This is a genomic window from Vannielia sp. ABF1_015 (assembly GCF_056160745.1).
Genome location: NZ_JBSWXT010000002.1, coordinates 197,678 through 215,457, shown reverse-complemented (window position 1 = coordinate 215,457; position 17,780 = coordinate 197,678). Strand labels below are relative to the sequence as shown.

Sequence of the window (17,780 nt, the reverse complement as noted above, 5' to 3'; positions counted from 1 at the left end):
GCCGCCGCCGGATGCGCCGCCTCCTCGAACTGCCGTTGATCGTGATCCTCATGGGGGTGTCGGCGCTGCTGATGTACCTGCCGGTCTTTCACGCGGTCACGGTGCGGGACTGGCTTTCGGCCCGCAGCTTTTTTTACGCAGGCACGCTGTTTTTGACCTTGGTCATTTTTCTCAGCATCGCCACCCACCACAAGAGGTCGCGCAGTGTTGCCCGGAGCCATCTGACGGCGTTGGTCGGGGCCTATGCGCTTTTGCCGGTCATGCTCGCCTGGCCATTCTACGAAGCGGTTCAGAACACGACGTTCTTTAATGCGTGGTTCGAGATGATCTCGTCTTTCACAACCACCGGCGCCTCCCTTTTCGAGCCTGAGCGGCTGCGGGAAACCCTGCACCTCTGGCGGGCTATGGTTGGCTGGATGGGGGGGCTTTTTATCTGGGTGACGGCTGCGGCGATCATGGCCCCCCTCAACCTCGGCGGCTTTGAGGTCACTTCGATGGCACGGCCCGGCTCCGGTGCGCGGCGAGACAGGGTGCTGGATGCCGACGCCCAGACGGACCCGCGTGAGCGGCTGTTGGCCCTGACCTGCCAGATGGGCCCTATCTACATTGCGCTGACGGGGGTTCTCTGGGTGGCGCTTGTCGGGGCTGGCGAAGACCCCCTGATTGCGATCTGTCACGCGATGAGTGTGCTTTCCACCTCCGGAATATCCCCCGTGGACGGGCTTTCACAGGCGCAGAGCGGCTTGGCGGGCGAGGTGCTGATCCTGCTGTTCTTCGTTTTCGCCTTCAGCCGCAAAACGTTTTCGCCCGGCTATGGCATGAGCGTTGACCGCGTGAGCGCCGTGTATCGGGATGTTGAGGCGCGGATTGCCTTTTACACCATCATCCTCATCCCCTCAGCGCTGTTCCTGCGCCATTGGATTGGGGCATTCGAGGTGGATGACGTGGCCGACATTGATGCCGCCCTGCGCGCGCTTTGGGGCGCGGTCTTTTCGGTGGCGAGCTTCCTGACCACCACCGGGTTCACCAGCTCTGAGTGGGGCGGCACCGAAACATGGTCGGGCCTGCAAACGCCCGGCATGGTGCTGATGGGGCTGGCGCTGGTGGGGGGCGGTGTGGCGACATCGGCGGGCGGGGTGAAGCTGCTTAGGGTCTATGCGCTCTACAAGCACGGCCACCGCGAGATGGAGCGGCTTGTGCACCCTCATTCTGTCAGCGGATCGGGCGGGGCCTTCGGGCGGCACATGCGCCGGCAGGGGGCCTATATTGCTTGGCTGTTCTTCATGCTCTACGCCCTGTCTCTGGCGGGTGTTTCAGCGATGCTGGCCGCGACGGGCCTTAGCTTTGAGCAATCCATGATCCTGTCTCTCTCGGGCCTTTCCACGGCCGGGCAGCTGGCCGAGGTGGGCGGGGGCGACCCAATCAGCTACGTGCAGATCACCGATGTGGCCAAGGCGGTGTTGGCGGGGGCCATGGTGCTTGGCCGGATCGAGGCGCTGGCGCTTATCGCGCTTCTCAACCCCGAGTTCTGGCGCGCCTGAGGCCCTGCTGCCTCACCCTCTCTAGCGCTCTGAATTTGGGGGTGGAATCTTGCAGGGACAGCCTCCATAGTGACCCCGTGGACGGGGGCTCGCGGTCTGAGGCAGGGCGCCTGAATGCGTGCGTGACTGAATCAACGACAAGAACAAGGCATTGAAATGGCCAACGACAAACAGAATTTGCAGGATGCATTTCTCAATCATGTGCGGAAGACCAAGGTTCCGGTGACCATCTTCCTCATCAATGGGGTGAAACTTCAGGGCGTTATCACCTGGTTTGACAACTTCTGCGTCCTTCTGCGCCGCGACGGACAATCGCAGCTTGTGTACAAGCATGCGATCTCAACCGTCATGCCGGCCCAGCCGATCAGCCTTTACGAGGGCGAAGAATAGCGGAATTTCACGATACCGCGGAGCGGCCAACGCGGGCGTTGGTGCTCCACCCCGACATCCAGACAGACCCCGAGCGCCCTGCCGCCGGGCCCGCGCTTGAAGAGGCGATGGCCCTCGCGCTGGCGCTGCCGGGGCTGGAGGTTGTCGCCGGAGAGGTTGTGTCTTTGCGCCAGCCGCAGCCCGGCACACTCTTTGGCAGCGGAAAGATGGATGAGCTCAAGGCTCTGATGCAGGCTCAAGACATTGGCCTCGTGCTGATCGACGGGCCAGTCACACCCGTGCAGCAGCGCAATCTGGAACAGGCGTGGAAGGTCAAATTGCTGGACCGGACCGGGCTGATCCTTGAGATCTTTGCCGACCGCGCCGCAACCCGCGAGGGTGTGCTGCAAGTTGAGCTTGCCGCGCTGTCCTACCAACGCACGCGTCTTGTGCGCGCCTGGACCCACCTTGAGCGTCAGCGTGGTGGCCTCGGGTTTGTTGGCGGCCCCGGTGAAACCCAGATCGAGGCGGACCGGCGGGCGATTGACGAGGCTGTCACCCGTATCCGACGTCAGCTTTCCAAGGTGACGAAAACCCGCGCGCTGCACCGCGCAGCCCGCGCCAAGGTGCCCTTTCCCGTGGTCGCGCTGGTTGGTTACACAAACGCCGGAAAATCCACCCTGTTCAACAGGTTGACCGGGGCGGAGGTGATGGCGAAAGACATGCTCTTTGCCACGCTGGACCCGACGATGCGGGCGATTGAGCTGGACAGCGGTGACAAGGTTATTCTCTCCGATACCGTGGGGTTCATCTCCAACCTGCCCACCGAGCTGGTCGCCGCCTTCCGCGCTACGCTGGAAGAGGTGCTGGAGGCTGATCTCATCCTCCATGTCCGCGATATTGCCTCTGACGAGACCGAAAATCAGGCGCGCGACGTTGAAACCATTCTGGACGGTCTCGGCGTGCCTGAGACCGTGCCGAAGCTGGAACTGTGGAACAAGGCAGACCTGCTGGCTGCCGACGCCGCCGAAGCCCTGCGCAATCAGGCGGCCCGGCGCGAGGATGTGCTGGTGATTTCCGCCGTGTCGGGCGAGGGGCTTGGCGATTTGCAGGCTGCTGTAACGGCCCATCTTGAAGGCGTGCGCACCGAAGAGGTGATTACACTCGCGTTCAGCGAAGGCCGCGCCCGGGCTTGGCTGTTTGAGCGCGGCGTGGTGGAGCGGGAAGAGGAAACCGAGGCAGGCTGGCAGGTGCACCTGCGCTGGACGCCGCGCCAGAAGGCCGAGTTTTCAAAGCTCTGAGCGGGGCGAGCCCGTAGACATTTGCAACGCATCGCGCCAGCTTGGCGACACTGCAAAACCGGAGGCACTGTGCTCAAAAGCCAGAAACACTTTTACTGGATCGGTGGCGGTCTCTGGGCGGCGCTGATGCTGGCTGGCGGCGCCTTTATGCTGATTGCCGGCCTGCGGGGCGAGGGCACCGGGCTGGGGGATGCGCTGGAGACGGAGGTGTTTCCCTCATCCGAGGTTATCACGGGCGATCCTGTGGCGCAGGGCGCGGTGGTGATCGAGGCGGGCGAGGTTGATGTGGGGCCGGAGGGGCTGACCCTGACCGACCCGATCGAATCCGCTGATCGCCCCGCCTTTGACCTCGACGTGCCGGAAGGCCGCTACCGGGTAAAGATCTACCGCCCGGAGGAGGAGCCAAAGGTGATTGGCATGGTGGCGCTGCACCTGTCGCAGGCCCCGGTGGCGCGTTGGGAGAGGGCTGGCCGCAAGAACCGGCCGATTGACTTCGACTTCTCGACCGATGAGCTGGTTGCGCTTGGCGATGTGGAGGCCGTGGCGGCGCTTGAGGGCGAGGCGGTGAAAGCGGCGCTCTCAGCCGCGTCCGGCCCGGTGCCTTTTGCTACCCTTTCGGCCGAGGGCCGCGATGTGCTGCTGATTGATCCCAGCTTCGAGACGTTTTCTGCCGATATCTACGCGGGCTTCGACGAGAACGGTGATTTGGTCTCGGTCGTGAAGGATTTCGGCTATTTCGGTACGCGGAAGGCACTGGACAAGCGGGCGCGCGACGAGCGCTAGCGGCAGATTGCACCGGCTTTCACAGGGCCGATGAGCGCAGCGAAGAGGGCCCATCGTCCGAGCGCAGCGAGGCCCCCTGAGAGGCTCATTCTGATGGCGTGAGCACCGTCACCCCCACGTTCGCCGCGCGGGCAAGCTCCGGGTCCAGCGACATCGGGATATATTCCCCACGGCGCCAGAGCGCGCCAAGGTCGTCATAGTGCCGTGAGAGCGGATGGCCGGATTGGCCTGTGGCGGTGATGAAGACTGAACTGTCGGGATCCGAAAAATCGTAGACACCGCGATAGCCTGCGCCATGGACGTTGGCATAGGGCTGGGGCCCCGTGCCCTTGGTGCGCCCACGCAGCAGGGTGAAATCGCCGCCAGAGGTGCTTTGGTGGATGTTCACGATCCACTTCAGCACCGGCACGTCGCCCAAGACCTGATGGTCGTGAAGCGCTTCATGCGCATCGCCCCAACGCAGGCTTTCCAGCGCGGTGCCATAGTTTTCGCCGATCCAGAGCAAGGCTTCGTCGAGCGCGATGCGGGCAATATCGGTGCAGGTTTCCTTGGCGGTTGATTGCACCACGTCGCACCACACGGCGGCCCCGTCAACATCGCGGTATACCCGTTCAAGGAACAGCGGCTCCGGGTGGTTGAACTCGGCAGCGATCGGCCCCAGCTCGTCGCGGATGAGCCTGTTTTGCAGGTGCTTCAGCCAAGCGGCAAAGATCAGTGGTTCGGGCAGATGCTCGCTCATCTCGCCGTTCCAGTTGGCCAGCAATTCGAGCGCCCGTTGCCGTTGCCGCTCTGCGGTGCCCTCCGGCGCGGCCTCTCCGGTGAACCACAAGTCTTTGGCGATCAGAGGCAGCAGCGCGCGCGCCGTAAAGCTCACGGTATCGAGCTGCGCGTCGATGAAGCTTTCGCGGGTGTGCACTTCGCGGGTCTGCATGAGCCGGGTCCAGCGCTGGATGCGTTGCGTGTCGCCCCAGCGGAAAGCGACGTGATCGGGGAAGGGCCTGTCGACCGTCTTGTTGTTGGTGTTGCCGAGAATGCCGCCGGGCGGGTCAATGAACTCGGGGTTCTTGGCGTAGGGGATGCGCCCTGACCAACGGTTCTCGGCGCGCCATCCGAGCGCCGGCATCCGGCCTTGGCTGGCGTGACCGGGGTTTCGTTTGGGCATTGCGCCCACCATCTTGAGCGCGACACGCCCGGGCTCCGCGATGGTGAGGTTTTGCGCCGGGGCGATGTAGCCCTCCATCGCGTCGATGGCCTGCTCGATGGTTTTGGACTTTTGCAGCCGTAGCGCGGCTTGCATCGAGGTGTCGCGGGGTGAGAGCGCCGTCCACCCCAGCGCGGCAACGTGGCCGGGCGGGGTGACGGTGGACAGGTTGTAATGCGAGCCGGGAAGAACTGGCCCGTTCTCTGTGCGGCGCAGGGTGATGGTGATGGGCTCGGCGTCCTTGATCCGAATGATCGAGCTTTTGGTGGAAAATCGCTTCCAGCCCGTGGGCGTGCGGTATTCCTGTTGGTTGGCCGGGTTCAGCTCTTCCATGAACACGTCCTGATCGTCGAGGTAGGCCGAGGTGACGCCCCAAGCCAGCGCGTCGGAGCGGCCCGAAAGCACGAAGGGGACGCCGGGAATGGTGGCCCCGATCACGCCGCCGGAGGAAAGCTCGATCCGGGCGAGATACCAGATTGTCGGGGCTGTCAGCTCAAGATGCGGATCGTTTGCCAGAAGAGACTTGCCCGCCGCCGCCCGTTTGGGGGCTGCGGCCCATGCGTTGGAGGCCCCCGCAAAGGCGGGTGGTTTGACGGGGGAGAGGGGATCGAGGGCGAATTGCGTCCAGCCGCCTTGGGGGCCGTCGATCGGCACAAGGCTGGCGTAATCGGGAAGGGCGGCGGTGCCGCGCGAGGGATCGTCGGGCAGGATGTCGGCCAGCCGGGCTTCTGGCAGTTGCAGCGAGACCCGGGCGCGCAGCACCTCGCTTGGCAATTGCCCGGAAAGCTGGAGGGCCATGACCTTGCCCAAGGCCACCGTATCGGTGGGCCGCCAAGGGGCTATCTCGCGGGAAAACAGGAAGAATTCTGGCGCGCCGCGCCCCAGCGCCCCTTCGTTGACCGCGTTGATCCACGCGTTGATCCCCGCCGAATAGGCCTCCAGCGCCGCGATAGTTTCTGCATCGAGCGACGAGAGGGAGGCGGAGGCGGCCTCGTAAAGCCCGAACCGGCGCAAGAGTTCGTCTGTCTTGGCCGTGCGCACCCCGAACAATTCGGAAAGCCGCCCCTGTGCCGCGCGGCGTGCCATGGTGATTTGCCAAAGCCTGTCTTGCGCGTGGGCAAAGCCGAGGCCGAAATACACGTCTTCATCGCTGGAGCCGAAGATATGCGGCACATTTGCGTTGTCGCGCACAATCTCGACCGGCCCCGACAAGCCTGCAACGGTGAGCCTTGCATTGTAGTCGGGCAGGGAGCGCGATGCGAGGTAGTAGGTGACGCAGGCGAAAAGGAACGTGACCAGCAACGCCGCCGTGACGATCCGCAGGAGCCAGCGAAAGATGCGTGCCATGGATGTCCCTCGGTTGACCTTCTGCCCCTGCGGGGTAATCAGGGAGCAAGCGTAATGGAACCCCGCGGGAGGATAAAGACATGGCGAAAGTAGCATTTCTCGGACTTGGGGTCATGGGCTACCCCATGGCAGGACATCTGGCGGCGGCGGGCCATGAGGTGACGGTGTATAACCGCACCTTCGCTAAGGCGGAAAAATGGGTGGGTCAGCACGGCGGCAAGGCGGCGAAAACCCCTGAAGAGGCAGCTGCGGGGCAGGATTTTGTGATGGCCTGCGTGGGCAATGACGACGACCTGCGGTCCGTATGCGTGGGCGACGGCGGCGCGTTGGCAGCAATGTCTGCGGGCGCTGTCTTTGTGGATCACACCACCGTCAGCGCCGCCGTGACCCGCGAAATGTATGCGGCTGCCAATGAGCGGCAGGTGAGCTTCGTGGATGCGCCGGTTTCGGGCGGGCAAGCGGGCGCAGAGAACGGTGCGCTCGCGGTGATGTGTGGCGGCGATGAGGGGGCCTATGCGCGGGCCGAGAAGATCATCGACGCCTACGCGAAGAATTGCCAGTTGATGGGCGAGAGCGGCGCGGGCCAGCTGACCAAATGCGTGAACCAGATTTGTATCGCCGGCCTTGTGCAGGGGCTGTCGGAGGGGATCAACTTTGCTCAGAAGGCCGGGCTGGATGCCAAGGCCGTGGTGCAGGTGATCAAGGATGGTGCGGCCGGAAGCTGGCAGATGGCGAACCGCTACGAGACCATGGTGGATGACCACTTTACCCACGGGTTTGCCGTTGACTGGATGCGCAAGGATCTCGACATCTGCCTTTCGACCGGCAACGAGATTGGTGCTGCCCTGCCGGTGACGGCTGTGGTGGACCAGTTTTACAAGGATGTTCAGAGCCTTGGCGGCGGACGGTGGGATACTTCCTCGCTTATCAAGCGGCTGAAGGCCTTTGACGGCTGAGGTCGTGCCAAAAGAGTTATTGGGCCTCCGGCGGGAGATATTTTCAGCAAGAAAATGGGGTTAGCGCGGCGTTCCGGTGGCTGCGCGCCAGGCGGCCCAGGCCTCGGGCGTGTCGAGATCGAGCCGGGCACGTTGGCCGGGGAGCGGGGTGAGGTGCAGCCTGTCGCCGGCGGCGGCGACGACTGACTTCGCCCCATCATCCCCTTGGAGGCGCTCGATTTTTTCATAGAGCGGGGCGGCGAAGACGACCGGATGGCCGGGCTTGCCGTCTTCTGTGGCGCCGCGCCAGATGAGGGCCTCGGGGTGGGCCTTGTGGCTTGCGATCACAGCGCGCAGGTCGTCCTCTGTGAGCTCGGGGAGGTCGGCGAGCAGGAGCATGAAGGCGGGTGCTTCAGGGAGCGCTTCAAGGCCCGCGCGGAGGGAGGTGTTCATGCCTTCGGCGGCATCCCGAACGGTGAGCGGGCGGGCGTTTGTGTCTTCTATCGCGGCGAAGCGGGCGGGCCGGTCTGGTGGCAGGGCGACGAGTGTGAAGTCGCTGATTTTGCTTGCCATTTCTGCCACGCGGGTGAGCAGCGGTTTGCCGTTGATCGGCTCCAGCAGCTTGTCGCGCGGGGCCATGCGGGTGGCGGCGCCGGCGGCGAGGATGAGGATGGGCAGGGTCATGTGATTGTGTAGCCCTGCCGGGGGTTTGGCTCAAGCACGCAGGGCGGTGCCTTCCGGGTCGAAGAGCGGGGTTGTTGTGAGGCGCGCGGGGCGCATTTGGGAGAGGATTTCGATTTCGGCCTCTTGGCCCTCAACCGCGTATTCGCGGGGGATGAGGGCGAGGGCAACGGATTGGCGGGCGTGGTGGGAGTAGCCGCCGGAGGTGCAGAAGCCGACGACTATGCCGTTGATCCAGACAGGTTCATAACCGTGAACATCGGCGTTATCGGCCTCGACGATGAAGGCGACGAGTTGGCGTGGGGGCGGGGCGCCGCGCTCGGATTCTGCGTGAGCCCTGCCGATGAAGTTGCTGTTTTTGTTGAAGGATATGAAGCGGTCCAGCCCCGTTTCTGCCGGGGTGTAATCGGGGGAATATTCGCGCAGCCAGGAGCCGAAGAAGCGGTCCAGCCGCAGGGACATCATGGCGCGCATGCCGAAGGGGGTGATGTTGTGGACTTGTCCGGCGGCCCAGAGGCTGTGCCAGAGGGCGCGTTGATCCATATGATCACAGTAGATCTCATAGCCTAAGTCGCCGGTGTAGCTGACGCGCTGGACGGTGCAGGCAGTTTGGCCGACGGTCATTTGCGCGACGCCGAGGAAGGGGAGCGCGGCGACATTGGCATCGGTGCAGGCTTGCAGGACCGCCCGTGAGTTTGGCCCTGCGAGTTGGAAGCCGGTGAGGCGGTCGGAGACGTTCTCAATGTTAACGCCTTCTTCAGCATGTTGCTCGAACCAGCGCAGGTGCATTGACTGTGCGCCGTAACTGGCTGTTAAGGCGTATGTTTCTGGCCCGAGGCAGGAGATGGTGAAATCTCCGATGATGCGGCCCTTGGGCGAGAGCATGGGGCTGAGGGCGAGTTTGCCTTCCTTGGGGATGCGGCCTGCCATGGTTTTGTTGAGCCAAGCGCGCGCCTTGGGGCCGGTAACGCGGAATTTGCCGAAGTTCTGAATTTCATTGATGCCGACGCTTTCGCGCACGGCGCGGACCTCGCGGCCGGTTGCTTCGAAAGCGTTGGAGCGGGTGAAACTTGGGGTTTCATACCCCGGCTCATTGCCTTGTGCGAAGTAGTTGGGCACCTCCAGCCCGAACTGGTGGCCCCAGACTGCGCCCATTTCGTTAAAAATGTCATACATGGCAGTTGTCCGGTGCGGACGGGCGGCGGGGCGCTCTTCGTTCGGGTAGCTGACGGAAAAGCGTTTTTGATAGAATTCAATGACTTTGGGGACGGTGTAGCCCGGGGTGATCCACTTGCCGTAGCGGGCGACGTCGAGGCCGGTTACGTCGCGTTCGGGTTCTCCTTCAATCATCCATTGCGCAAGGGTCAGGCCCACGCCGCCGCCTTGGGAAAAGCCCGCCATGACGGCGCAGGCGGACCAGTAGTTGCGCAAGCCGGGGACGGGCCCGACGAGGGGGTTGCCGTCGGGCGCGAAGGTGAAGGGGCCGTGGATGACGCGCTTGACGCCTGCGCGTTCGAGCACAGGGAAGCGGTGGTAGGCCATTTCGATGCTGTCGGAGACCTTGTCGAGGTTGTCCGGCAGTAATTCGTGGCCAAACTCCCAAGGCGTGCCGTCAAGCGCCCAAGGCTCGCAGGGCTGTTCGTAAAAGCCGATACAGAGGCCGCGGCCCTCTTGGCGGAAGTAGGATTCTCCAGCCGGGTCAAGCACATGGGGGAATTCGGTGTCGCGGTTCATGATCTCGGGGAGATCGTCGGTGACGAGGTATTGGTGGGCCATCGGAAGCAGCGGCAGGTAGACGCCCGCCATCGCGCCGACTTCGCGAGCCCAGAGGCCGGCGGCGTTGACGACATGCTCGGCGTGGATGGTGCCCTTGTTGGTGGTCACGTCCCAAGAGCCGTCGGGGCGGGGCTGGAGGTCTTCAACCTTGCAGTGGGTTTCGATTTCGGCACCGGCCAGCTTGGCGGCGCGGGCGTAGGCGTGGGTAGTGCCAGAGGGGTCGAGGTGGCCATCGAGCGGGTCGTAGAGGCCGCCTAGGATGCCATCGAGGTTTACCAGCTCGGCCAGTTCGGCGATTTCATCCGGGGTGACGATGCGGGTGTCGAGGCCCATGTAGCGGTGCTTGGCGCGCTCGGCTTTGAGCATGTCGAAGCGTTCCGGCGTCTCGGCCAGGGTGATGCCGCCAACGTGGTGGAGGCCGCAGGACATGCCGGTGATCTCTTCCAATTCCTTATACAAGCCAATGGTATAGCCTTGGAGCGCGGCCATGTTGGTGTCGGAGTTCATCGTGTGGAAGCCGCCTGCGGCGTGCCATGTGGAGCCGGAGGTGAGCTCGGAGCGCTCCAGTAGCATGACATCGGACCAGCCCAGTTTGGTGAGGTGGTAGAGCACCGAGCAGCCGACGACGCCGCCGCCGATAACGCAGACGCGGGTGGTGGTTTTCATGGGCTCCGACTCCTTTGGCTGTTGGGTCAATGCTGTGGGCCGCACGCGGCGGGTGCTGGCCGTTTTGCGACAACAGGTGTCGGATTTGGGGTGCGTTCAGGCGGGTTAACGGGGGGAGGTGTTACCGGAAGGTTAAGGGGCAACACCTCATGCACATCCCATGCACAACCTATGCATAGGAGAATTTTGGCCGTCTTGTGGGGGCGGCGAAGGTTAACGCAAGGTGCGATGCTGTGACCGCAGGCCTTGGAGATCCTCGGGTCGAGCCCGAGGATGACGGCACGCGGGGTCAGCGCTCGGGGATCAGACCGCGCGGGGAAAAGCGGAGCACCAGCAGGAGCACCACGCCCATGGTCAGCAACCGCATGTGCTGGGCGCTGTCGAGCAGGTGGGCCTTGAGCCAGCTTCCCTCGGGCATGGGCCATGTGATGGCTTCCATGAACAGGCGACCGAGCGGCTCGACCTGAATCCACAGCCACCAGACAAGCAGCCCGCCGAGCAGCGCCCCGAGGTTGCTGCCCGAGCCGCCGACGATGACCATGACCCAGATGAGGAAGGTGAAGCGCAGCGGCTGGTAGGTGCCGGGCACCAGCAGCCCATCGAGCGTGGTCATCATCGCGCCGGCCATGCCGCAGATGGCGGAGCCGATGATGAAAACCTGAAGGTGGCGGCGTGTCACGTCCTTGCCCATGGCGCGGGCGGCGGTTTCGTTATCACGGATGGCGCGCATCATCCGGCCCCATGGCGATTTGAGCGCCAGTTGCAGGGCGATGATGATGAGGATGAGGACGGATGCGAAGAGGCAGCCGTAGAGCAGCTTGACGGTGAGGGTTGAGGCGGTTTCGACTGGCAGGTTGGCGGAGGCGGCCCAGCCTTGGAAGCTCTCGCTTTGTTGCAGGTCGATTTCATAGGGCACCGGGCGGGGGATGCCGTTGACGTTTTTGACGCCGCGGGCCAGCCAATCTTCGTTTTTCATCACGGCGATGATGATCTCGGCGATGCCGAGGGTGGCGATGGCGAGGTAATCGGAGCGCAGGCCGAGGGCGGTTTTGCCGACGATCCATGCGGCCCCGGCGGCGAGCAAGCCGCCTGCGGGCCATGCGAAGATGACCGGCAGGCCGAGGCCGCCGAGGTAGCCGGTGGCGGCGGGGTTGATGGCCTCGACGGCATCGCGGGCCGGGTCGAAAGTGAGGCGGTAGAGCACGAAGCCGAGCAGCATCACCGCTGCGGTGGCCAGCAGGCGGGCGCGGCCCGGGGGCATGCGGTTGAAGGTGAAGATGGCGGCGGCGACGGAGGCCGCGCCGAGGAGGAGGCCGCCATAGAGCCGCGCACCGCCCGCCGCCCAGGCCTCGGGCACCGGGGGCATGGCGATGAGCACCGAGGCCAGCCCGCCCAGCGCGACGAAGCCCATGACGCCAACGTTGAAGAGCCCGGCAAAGCCCCATTGCATGTTGAGCCCCAGCGCCATGATCGCCGAGACGAGGCCCATGTTGAGGATGGTCAGCGTGGAGTTCCAGCTTTGGACAAAGCCGGTGCCGATGTAGAGCGCCGCGACGAGGGCGAAGAGGAGGGCGGGGGGCAGCTTCATACGGATTTTCCCTTGAAGAGGCCGGTGGGCTTTATCAGCAGGACGATGACCAGAATGGCGAAGCTGACGGCGAATTTATACTCGGTGGTCAGCAGTTGCAGCAGGCCGGAGGGGGCGAGCGCCTCGGGGAGGACGTAGGTGGCGACCTTCTTGAAGGCGTAGGTCACCGTGACTTCGGAAAACGCGATGACGAAGCCGCCCGCGATGGCCCCGAGCGGGGAGCCGAGGCCGCCGACGATGGCGGCGGCGAAGATGGGCAGCAGGAGCTGGAAGTAGGTGAAGGGTTTGAACGACTTGTCGAGCCCGTAGAGCACGCCCGCGATGGTGGCGAGCGCGGCGACGATGATCCATGTGACGGCGACGACCTTTTCGGGGTTGATGCCCGACAGCAGGGCGAGGTCTTCGTTGTCGGAAAACGCGCGCATGGACTTGCCGGTGCGGGTGCGGTTGAGGAACCAGAAGAGCAGCACCACGCAGATGGCGGCCACGATCATGGTGAGGGCCTGGGTGGAGCGTAGGGCGAGGCCCTCGGCCAGCCCGGTCATCTCTTTGAAATCGCGGGCGGATATCACGAAACGTGCGCCATCGGCAAAGCGCTGGTCATCAACGCCGATGATGAAGCGGGTCAGGCCATTGAGGATGAACATGACGCCGATGGAGACGATCACGAGGATCACCGGCGCGGCCTTTTGCCTTCGGTAGAAGCGATAGACGGCGCGGTCGGTGCCGAGCACCAGAAGCGCGGTGGCGGCGATGCCGAAGGGCAGCGCGAGCAGGGCGGTGGGCAGGATGCCGAGGGTGATGCCCATGGCCTGCAACGCCCATGTGACGAGGATGGTCATGGTGGTGCCGAAGGCCATCGTGTCGCCATGGGCGAAGTTGGAGAAGCGCAGGATGCCGTAGATCAGCGTCACCCCGAGCGCCCCGAGAGCGAGTTGCGAGCCATAGGTGGCCGCCGGGATGATGACGAAGTTGAGCAGGGCCACGAAGGCGTTGAGCAGGTCCATCAGCCTTGGTCTCCAAGGATACAGGTGCCGGGGCGGGTGATGGCCTTGCCATCGGGGCCGGTGAAAGAAGAGCGCATGGCACCGCTGGGGCCTATGGCGATGCTGGCATCGGCTCTGACATAGTCGAAGTGGTCGCCCGCCACGCGGGCGGCGCGGGTGAGCCGGTCGGTATAGTCGTTGCCGATGATGTAGTGGGTATAGGTGACGGAATCGCCGCTGCCGGTTTGATAGATAGCGAACTGGATTGGGGGTGGTGACATGTTTTCCTGTGCGGTTTCGGTGCAGAGCCAGACGTAGGCCCTGCCCATCCCGGCGATGATGGCTGCGTTCTCTTCAGGGGTGGGCGTGCCAAGCCGGTCGGCGGCAGCCGGGGGGGCAACAGAGCCGAAAAGCGCGGCGAGTGTGAGGAAAGCATACTTCACGGCGTGGCGGCCTCGCAGGTCATGATGTCGATCTCGGCGTAGGTTTCGGGATAGCGCTCGGTGGGCAGCCATTGGCGTATCCGCAGGGCCGAGGCCTCGCCGGTGAGCGACAGGGTGTGCAGGTGGCCATCGCCGGGCTGCCAGACCCAGGGGCCGGTGTGGGCGAGGCCGCGGGCCGGGATGGCCTCGCTGTTGTTGAGCGCCACGGTCCAGTCGCCGGTGCCGTCTTCGTCGGTGGCGGTCGGTGCGAAGATAAAGACTTGGGTGCCGCCGAAGGGGTCGCAGGCCGCGGCCTCGTTGCAGCTGCGCTGGACCTCGCAGGTGAGGGTGAGGCGCGCGCCCTCAGATAGGGCGGGGCCGGGAAGGGCGAGGGCCAGCAGGGCGGTTGTGCGGAAGATCCGGCCGCTCACGGGGCGACCTTGCAGGTGCCGTGGAAGTTTTGGCTCTGGATGCCTTCCACCGAGTTGTGCATCGAGTAGCGGGTAATGCCGCGTTTGAAGATCGAGACGAGGTGGATGGAGTCATATTCCATCGCCGAGACGTAGCTGTGGCTGTCGCCCAGCGGGTCGCGGATTTGGCGGAGGGGGATGACCCGGGCAGAGGCGGCGCCGCCGGTTTCCATCTCCCATTGGTCGGGGCGTTCGGCGCCGGGGCGCGGGCGGATGTGGAGCGTGAGGCCAGAGGGCTGGCAGGAGCGCTCTTCGACGCAGTAACGGGTGAAGCTGCATTCATAGCCCACGGCGAGGGCCGGGAGCGGCGCGAGGAGGCTTGCGAGACCGGTCAGGCTCCGGATGATCGTGAGGCGGGCCGTCATTTTTTGCGCCTCCAGTCGCCGCAGCGGCCTGCGTATCCTTTTACGTGGTCTTTGGCGGCGGGAGGGCGCTTGTATTGGATGTCCCACTGGGCGTGGCCGGTGGGCCGAATGCGGAGCGTATCGCGGGTTGTGGCGGTGTCGAAGGTGATCACGTCGATCCCGTTGGAGAGGGTTTGGCGATCTGCGCCCCATGAGCCGGAGCGGGTGACGCGGACCCGGGCCTTGTGTCGTTCGGCATCAATCACGACAGAGCGGCGGATCTTGCGCGGTTGAGACTGGGTGTAGATTGCCAGCTCGAAACGGCAGCGTCGGTCTTCTGCGGCGGCGGCCTGACTGGCGGGCAGCAACAGGGCGAGGATGAGGGCGGAGAAGGTGAGGCGCGTCATGGCTGGCCCTCGCAGGTGCCGGTGATGGAGTTGCCCGTGGGGCGTTGACCGGCGCGGTGGCTGGTGAGCACGAAGGCGCCGGAGCGGGAGAGGGTGAGCAGCAGGGTTGAGCCGCCTGCGCCTTCGGAGCCAGCAAAGCTGCGCGGGCCGATGGGAGAGAGCGACAGGGTGCGGCCCGGGCCGTTCCAGCCGGTATCGGTGCTGGGGCCGGTTTTGCCGGTGCGCTTGTCGATCAGCGATTGCAGCTGATCCTTCAGCTTTTCGCTCGGGCGATTCCACGCGAGCGTGAGGCCAGAGCCTTGCCTATCGAGCTGGAACAGGGGGATCGGGTCATCCTGATTGCAGGCGCCGGTGTTGCGGCATTCGATTGTGCCGGTGCAGAGCGTGGCCGCCGCAGCGCTGAGCGGGCAAAGCGCGAGGGCGAGGGCGGCGAGAGCGGTTCGGCTCATGATTGGGCCTCCAAATAGCTAGCGAGGGCGGCGCGGCCTTGGCAGGTGGCCTGCGGGGGCAAGGGTGTTGGTGCGGACATCAGAGCGCTCCCGTGCAGGGGCCTTCGGAGAGTAGGCCGAAGGGGGTGCCGAAGAGCTGGCCGTGTACAGAGAGGGTGAAGTGGCTCTCGTTGGTGAGGGTGAGCAGGGCCGCATCGCCCGCAGCGGAGGGGATGGTGGTGAAGACGCGCAGGGCCGCGTTGTTATGGGCGACCTCGGTAAAGACAACTTTGGGCGCGGTGGGCGGTTGCTCGGCTTCGGGCAGGGTGACGAAGGCCAGCGTATCGCCCTGCAAGGAGAGGCGGAAGGGGCCTTCGTTGACCTCGGTTTCGCAGGTGCCCTCGACCGTGCAGGCGGTGCTGGGCAGGCACTCCAGCGCGGCGGCCGCGGGAGAGGATAGGAGCGCAATTGCAATGGCTTGGCGAAGCATCTTCATCCTCCCAGAAAGCTCTGGCGAACTTCCGGATCATTCAGCAGCTCTTGCCCGGTGCCGGTGTGGGCGTTGCGGCCCTGCACCAGCACGTAGCCCTTGTCGGCGATCTCCAGCGCTTGGCGCGCGTTTTGCTCAACCATGAGCACCGGCAGGCCGGTGCGGGCGACTTCGATGATACGGTCGAAGAGTTCGTCCATCACGATGGGGGAGACGCCAGCGGTGGGCTCGTCGAGCATGAGCACCTTGGGCTGGGTCATCAGGGCGCGGCCCACGGCGACCTGCTGGCGCTGGCCGCCCGAAAGCTCGCCTGCGGGTTGGCGGCGTTTGTCCTTGAGGATCGGGAAGAGCTCGTAGACCTGTTCCATCGTGCCGGTGATGTCATCCTCGCGGATGAAGGCGCCCATTTCGAGGTTTTCCTCCACCGTCATCGTGGTGAAGATGTTGTTGGTTTGCGGCACGAAGCCCATCCCGGCGCGGACGCGGGCCTGAGGCGTGAGGTCGGTGATGTCTTCGCCGTTCAGCCGCACGGAGCCTCTGTGGATGTTCAGCATGCCGAACACCGCCTTCATCGCGGTGGATTTGCCCGCGCCGTTGGGGCCGACGATGACGGCGATTTCGCCCGGGTCCACGGCGATGGTGCAATCGTGCAGAATGTCGGGGCCGCTGCCGTAGCCGCCTGTCATGCTGTCACCGATGAGGAAGGCATTACCACTGGTCACCGGCTCGCCAGTGCCGGGGGAGGCGGTGAGGGTGCCCGCGGGGCGCGGGTTGGTGATGGAGCGGTCGGCGTTGCCGCGGCTGGAATAGTCGGTCATGTCAGCAGCCTCCCGGGCAACGTAGCTGGAGGGCGTTTGCCATTTCAAGGACGCCCTCTTCAAGGCTTTCGGGCCATGCATCCCACGGGGCACCGTAGATCAGCAGGATGCGGGTGCGCTCCAGCTCCACCACGGCCCGCGCGTTGCGGCGGGTGGAGTGGGGATCGTTTATCACCTCGATGAAGGCGGCGCGGTTGCTGGCTTCATGGGTTGCGCGGCGGAGCACGGCCTCTGCGGGGATCTCGAAGGCGGCGTTGAAGGCGGCCATATCCTCGGCCAGCGTGCCGGTGCCACGGCCTGCGTAGGGTTCGATATAGTCGAGCGAGACTTCGGAGAGTTCGAGCCGGGAGCCATCGCCGTACTGTTCGAGATAGGCGCCTTCCATGGTGGTGCCTGCAAGGCAGAGATCAAAGCTGGCGGTGATCTGGGTGCAGTCTTCGGCCTGCGCGGGCAGGGCGGTTGCGAGGGAGAGAAGGGCGGCGCGGATCATTTGGCGGCCTTCCATGCGGCGAGGGGTGTGCCGTCGATGGTGAGGTTGGCGGTGAGGCGGGCGATCACGTCTTGCATGTCGGGCGGGGCGGTCTCTGCCGAGTTATAGGCGCTGGCCTGAATGGTGAGGGTTTGGCTCTCGGTCATCACATCAATGGAGAAGTTCGACATGCCGTTGCCTGCTTCGGATTCGAAGGAGAAGCCGGTTTCGAGCACGGCGATGCCGTTGCGGACGGTGGCGGTTTCGCCCTCCATGTCCATGCCGGTTAGGAAGCCCACGATAGCGAGCATCACATCTCCGCCCGCGCCTTGGGACTCGATCTGGCGGTAATAGTCGAGATCGCCCTCGTGGCCGTAGTCGGAGCCCAGCGTGAGGGTGAACCTGAGGCCGGTGGCCCTGTCGGTAAAGCTGTGCTCCTCGACCCCGTAGGCGCTGACGACCTGATTGCCGGAGAACCCTTCAGGCAGGCCGCAGTAGCTGACCCGGCCGCCGGAAGAGGAGAGGCAGCCGCCATCGGCAAAAGGGGTGACATCGGAGAGGGTGACGTTTGGGTCGGTAAAGGCCCAAGTGCCATCGGGATAGACGGTGACCTCATGCCCTCGGTACTCGGTGCTGAAGAGGGGATCGCCCGACTGCGCCGAGGCGGGCGCAGCCGCGAGAAGGGCGGCAGCGAGGCACAGCGGGCGCAAAAGGGTCATTCGGCCTCCCGCACGGCGGAGCGTGGGCAGTGCTTGGCG

19 protein-coding genes are annotated in these 17,780 nt (G+C 64.6%); 5 read left to right on the top strand and 14 right to left on the bottom strand.

The window, feature by feature from the left end:
* Window positions 1-11 precede the first annotated feature (11 nt).
* The 4 genes from ACXAG6_RS13485 to ACXAG6_RS13470 all read left to right on the top strand — a co-directional run bounded on the left by ACXAG6_RS13485 (window position 12) and on the right by ACXAG6_RS13470 (window position 3,994).
* Window positions 12-1,541: a TrkH family potassium uptake protein gene (locus ACXAG6_RS13485; protein WP_475338228.1), complete on the top strand. Its 1,530-nt coding sequence runs from the start codon at window positions 12-14 to the stop codon at window positions 1,539-1,541.
* A gap of 156 nt (window positions 1,542-1,697) precedes the next feature.
* Entirely contained in the window at window positions 1,698-1,931 is a 234-nt protein-coding gene (gene hfq, locus ACXAG6_RS13480; protein WP_140014201.1) for an RNA chaperone Hfq, read from the top strand.
* Complete coding sequence (hflX, locus tag ACXAG6_RS13475) at window positions 1,928-3,211, top strand: GTPase HflX (RefSeq protein ID WP_475339063.1); 1,284 nt, start codon at window positions 1,928-1,930, stop codon at window positions 3,209-3,211. Before hfq ends, hflX begins: the two co-directional genes overlap by 4 nt.
* A 69-nt stretch (window positions 3,212-3,280) precedes the next feature.
* Complete coding sequence (locus ACXAG6_RS13470; RefSeq protein ID WP_475338227.1) at window positions 3,281-3,994, top strand: hypothetical protein; 714 nt, start codon at window positions 3,281-3,283, stop codon at window positions 3,992-3,994.
* Window positions 3,995-4,079: 85 nt separating this feature from the next.
* On the opposite strand, the gene ACXAG6_RS13465 is transcribed toward ACXAG6_RS13470, so the two are convergent.
* Window positions 4,080-6,542 (bottom strand): penicillin acylase family protein, encoded by a 2,463-nt coding sequence (locus tag ACXAG6_RS13465; RefSeq protein ID WP_475338226.1) that lies wholly within the window; start codon window positions 6,540-6,542, stop codon window positions 4,080-4,082.
* Window positions 6,543-6,622: 80 nt separating this feature from the next.
* Here ACXAG6_RS13465 and ACXAG6_RS13460 point away from each other — a divergent pair, with 80 nt between their 5' ends.
* Window positions 6,623-7,498, top strand: a complete 876-nt coding sequence (locus ACXAG6_RS13460) for an NAD(P)-dependent oxidoreductase (protein ID WP_475338225.1) — start codon at window positions 6,623-6,625, stop codon at window positions 7,496-7,498.
* A gap of 60 nt (window positions 7,499-7,558) precedes the next feature.
* On the opposite strand, the gene ACXAG6_RS13455 is transcribed toward ACXAG6_RS13460, so the two are convergent.
* The 13 genes from ACXAG6_RS13455 to ACXAG6_RS13395 form a co-directional block, all read right to left on the bottom strand.
* On the bottom strand, window positions 7,559-8,161 hold the full coding sequence (locus tag ACXAG6_RS13455; protein WP_475338223.1) for a nucleotidyltransferase family protein: 603 nt from the start codon (window positions 8,159-8,161) through the stop codon (window positions 7,559-7,561).
* 30 nt (window positions 8,162-8,191) lie between these two features.
* Window positions 8,192-10,600: a GcvT family protein gene (locus ACXAG6_RS13450; protein ID WP_475338222.1), complete on the bottom strand. Its 2,409-nt coding sequence runs from the start codon at window positions 10,598-10,600 to the stop codon at window positions 8,192-8,194.
* A gap of 289 nt (window positions 10,601-10,889) precedes the next feature.
* A complete protein-coding gene (locus ACXAG6_RS13445; RefSeq protein ID WP_475338221.1) occupies window positions 10,890-12,188 on the bottom strand; it encodes a branched-chain amino acid ABC transporter permease in 1,299 nt (432 codons plus the stop codon).
* On the bottom strand, window positions 12,185-13,195 hold the full coding sequence (locus ACXAG6_RS13440) for a branched-chain amino acid ABC transporter permease (RefSeq protein WP_475338220.1): 1,011 nt from the start codon (window positions 13,193-13,195) through the stop codon (window positions 12,185-12,187). The genes ACXAG6_RS13445 and ACXAG6_RS13440 overlap by 4 nt, the downstream gene beginning before the upstream one ends.
* A complete protein-coding gene (locus ACXAG6_RS13435; protein ID WP_475338219.1) occupies window positions 13,195-13,617 on the bottom strand; it encodes a hypothetical protein in 423 nt (140 codons plus the stop codon). Before ACXAG6_RS13435 ends, ACXAG6_RS13440 begins: the two co-directional genes overlap by 1 nt.
* Window positions 13,614-14,027: a hypothetical protein gene (locus tag ACXAG6_RS13430; RefSeq protein ID WP_475338217.1), complete on the bottom strand. Its 414-nt coding sequence runs from the start codon at window positions 14,025-14,027 to the stop codon at window positions 13,614-13,616. Before ACXAG6_RS13430 ends, ACXAG6_RS13435 begins: the two co-directional genes overlap by 4 nt.
* Window positions 14,024-14,431, bottom strand: a complete 408-nt coding sequence (locus tag ACXAG6_RS13425) for a hypothetical protein (RefSeq protein ID WP_475338216.1) — start codon at window positions 14,429-14,431, stop codon at window positions 14,024-14,026. Before ACXAG6_RS13425 ends, ACXAG6_RS13430 begins: the two co-directional genes overlap by 4 nt.
* Entirely contained in the window at window positions 14,428-14,817 is a 390-nt protein-coding gene (locus ACXAG6_RS13420) for a hypothetical protein (protein WP_475338215.1), read from the bottom strand. The genes ACXAG6_RS13425 and ACXAG6_RS13420 overlap by 4 nt, the downstream gene beginning before the upstream one ends.
* Window positions 14,814-15,266, bottom strand: a complete 453-nt coding sequence (locus ACXAG6_RS13415; protein ID WP_475338214.1) for a hypothetical protein — start codon at window positions 15,264-15,266, stop codon at window positions 14,814-14,816. The genes ACXAG6_RS13420 and ACXAG6_RS13415 overlap by 4 nt, the downstream gene beginning before the upstream one ends.
* 79 nt (window positions 15,267-15,345) lie before the next feature.
* Window positions 15,346-15,735 (bottom strand): hypothetical protein, encoded by a 390-nt coding sequence (locus tag ACXAG6_RS13410; protein WP_475338212.1) that lies wholly within the window; start codon window positions 15,733-15,735, stop codon window positions 15,346-15,348.
* Between the two features lie 2 nt (window positions 15,736-15,737).
* Entirely contained in the window at window positions 15,738-16,553 is an 816-nt protein-coding gene (locus ACXAG6_RS13405) for an ABC transporter ATP-binding protein (RefSeq protein ID WP_475338211.1), read from the bottom strand.
* A 1-nt stretch (window position 16,554) separates the two neighbouring features.
* The gene (locus tag ACXAG6_RS13400; RefSeq protein WP_475338210.1) at window positions 16,555-17,043 is read right to left on the bottom strand and encodes a hypothetical protein; all 489 of its coding nucleotides are present in this window, start codon (window positions 17,041-17,043) and stop codon (window positions 16,555-16,557) included.
* Entirely contained in the window at window positions 17,040-17,741 is a 702-nt protein-coding gene (locus tag ACXAG6_RS13395; protein ID WP_475338208.1) for a hypothetical protein, read from the bottom strand. Before ACXAG6_RS13395 ends, ACXAG6_RS13400 begins: the two co-directional genes overlap by 4 nt.
* Between the last annotated feature and the right edge of the window lie 39 nt (window positions 17,742-17,780).

Excerpts from the sequence above, each read along its gene's own strand:
- ACXAG6_RS13485 (WP_475338228.1), top strand. The coding sequence starts at position 12 with ATGCGCCGCCTCCTCGAACTGCCGTTGATCGTGATCCTCATGGGGGTG.
- hfq (WP_140014201.1), top strand. The coding sequence starts at position 1,698 with ATGGCCAACGACAAACAGAATTTGCAGGATGCATTTCTCAATCATGTG.
- ACXAG6_RS13465 (WP_475338226.1), bottom strand. The coding sequence starts at position 6,542 with ATGGCACGCATCTTTCGCTGGCTCCTGCGGATCGTCACGGCGGCGTTG.
- ACXAG6_RS13460 (WP_475338225.1), top strand. The coding sequence starts at position 6,623 with ATGGCGAAAGTAGCATTTCTCGGACTTGGGGTCATGGGCTACCCCATG.
- ACXAG6_RS13455 (WP_475338223.1), bottom strand. The coding sequence starts at position 8,161 with ATGACCCTGCCCATCCTCATCCTCGCCGCCGGCGCCGCCACCCGCATG.
- ACXAG6_RS13450 (WP_475338222.1), bottom strand. The coding sequence starts at position 10,600 with ATGAAAACCACCACCCGCGTCTGCGTTATCGGCGGCGGCGTCGTCGGC.
- ACXAG6_RS13445 (WP_475338221.1), bottom strand. The coding sequence starts at position 12,188 with ATGAAGCTGCCCCCCGCCCTCCTCTTCGCCCTCGTCGCGGCGCTCTAC.
- ACXAG6_RS13440 (WP_475338220.1), bottom strand. The coding sequence starts at position 13,195 with ATGGACCTGCTCAACGCCTTCGTGGCCCTGCTCAACTTCGTCATCATC.
- ACXAG6_RS13425 (WP_475338216.1), bottom strand. The coding sequence starts at position 14,431 with ATGACGGCCCGCCTCACGATCATCCGGAGCCTGACCGGTCTCGCAAGC.
- ACXAG6_RS13420 (WP_475338215.1), bottom strand. The coding sequence starts at position 14,817 with ATGACGCGCCTCACCTTCTCCGCCCTCATCCTCGCCCTGTTGCTGCCC.
- ACXAG6_RS13415 (WP_475338214.1), bottom strand. The coding sequence starts at position 15,266 with ATGAGCCGAACCGCTCTCGCCGCCCTCGCCCTCGCGCTTTGCCCGCTC.
- ACXAG6_RS13410 (WP_475338212.1), bottom strand. The coding sequence starts at position 15,735 with ATGCTTCGCCAAGCCATTGCAATTGCGCTCCTATCCTCTCCCGCGGCC.
- ACXAG6_RS13405 (WP_475338211.1), bottom strand. The coding sequence starts at position 16,553 with ATGACCGACTATTCCAGCCGCGGCAACGCCGACCGCTCCATCACCAAC.
- ACXAG6_RS13400 (WP_475338210.1), bottom strand. The coding sequence starts at position 17,043 with ATGATCCGCGCCGCCCTTCTCTCCCTCGCAACCGCCCTGCCCGCGCAG.
- ACXAG6_RS13395 (WP_475338208.1), bottom strand. The coding sequence starts at position 17,741 with ATGACCCTTTTGCGCCCGCTGTGCCTCGCTGCCGCCCTTCTCGCGGCT.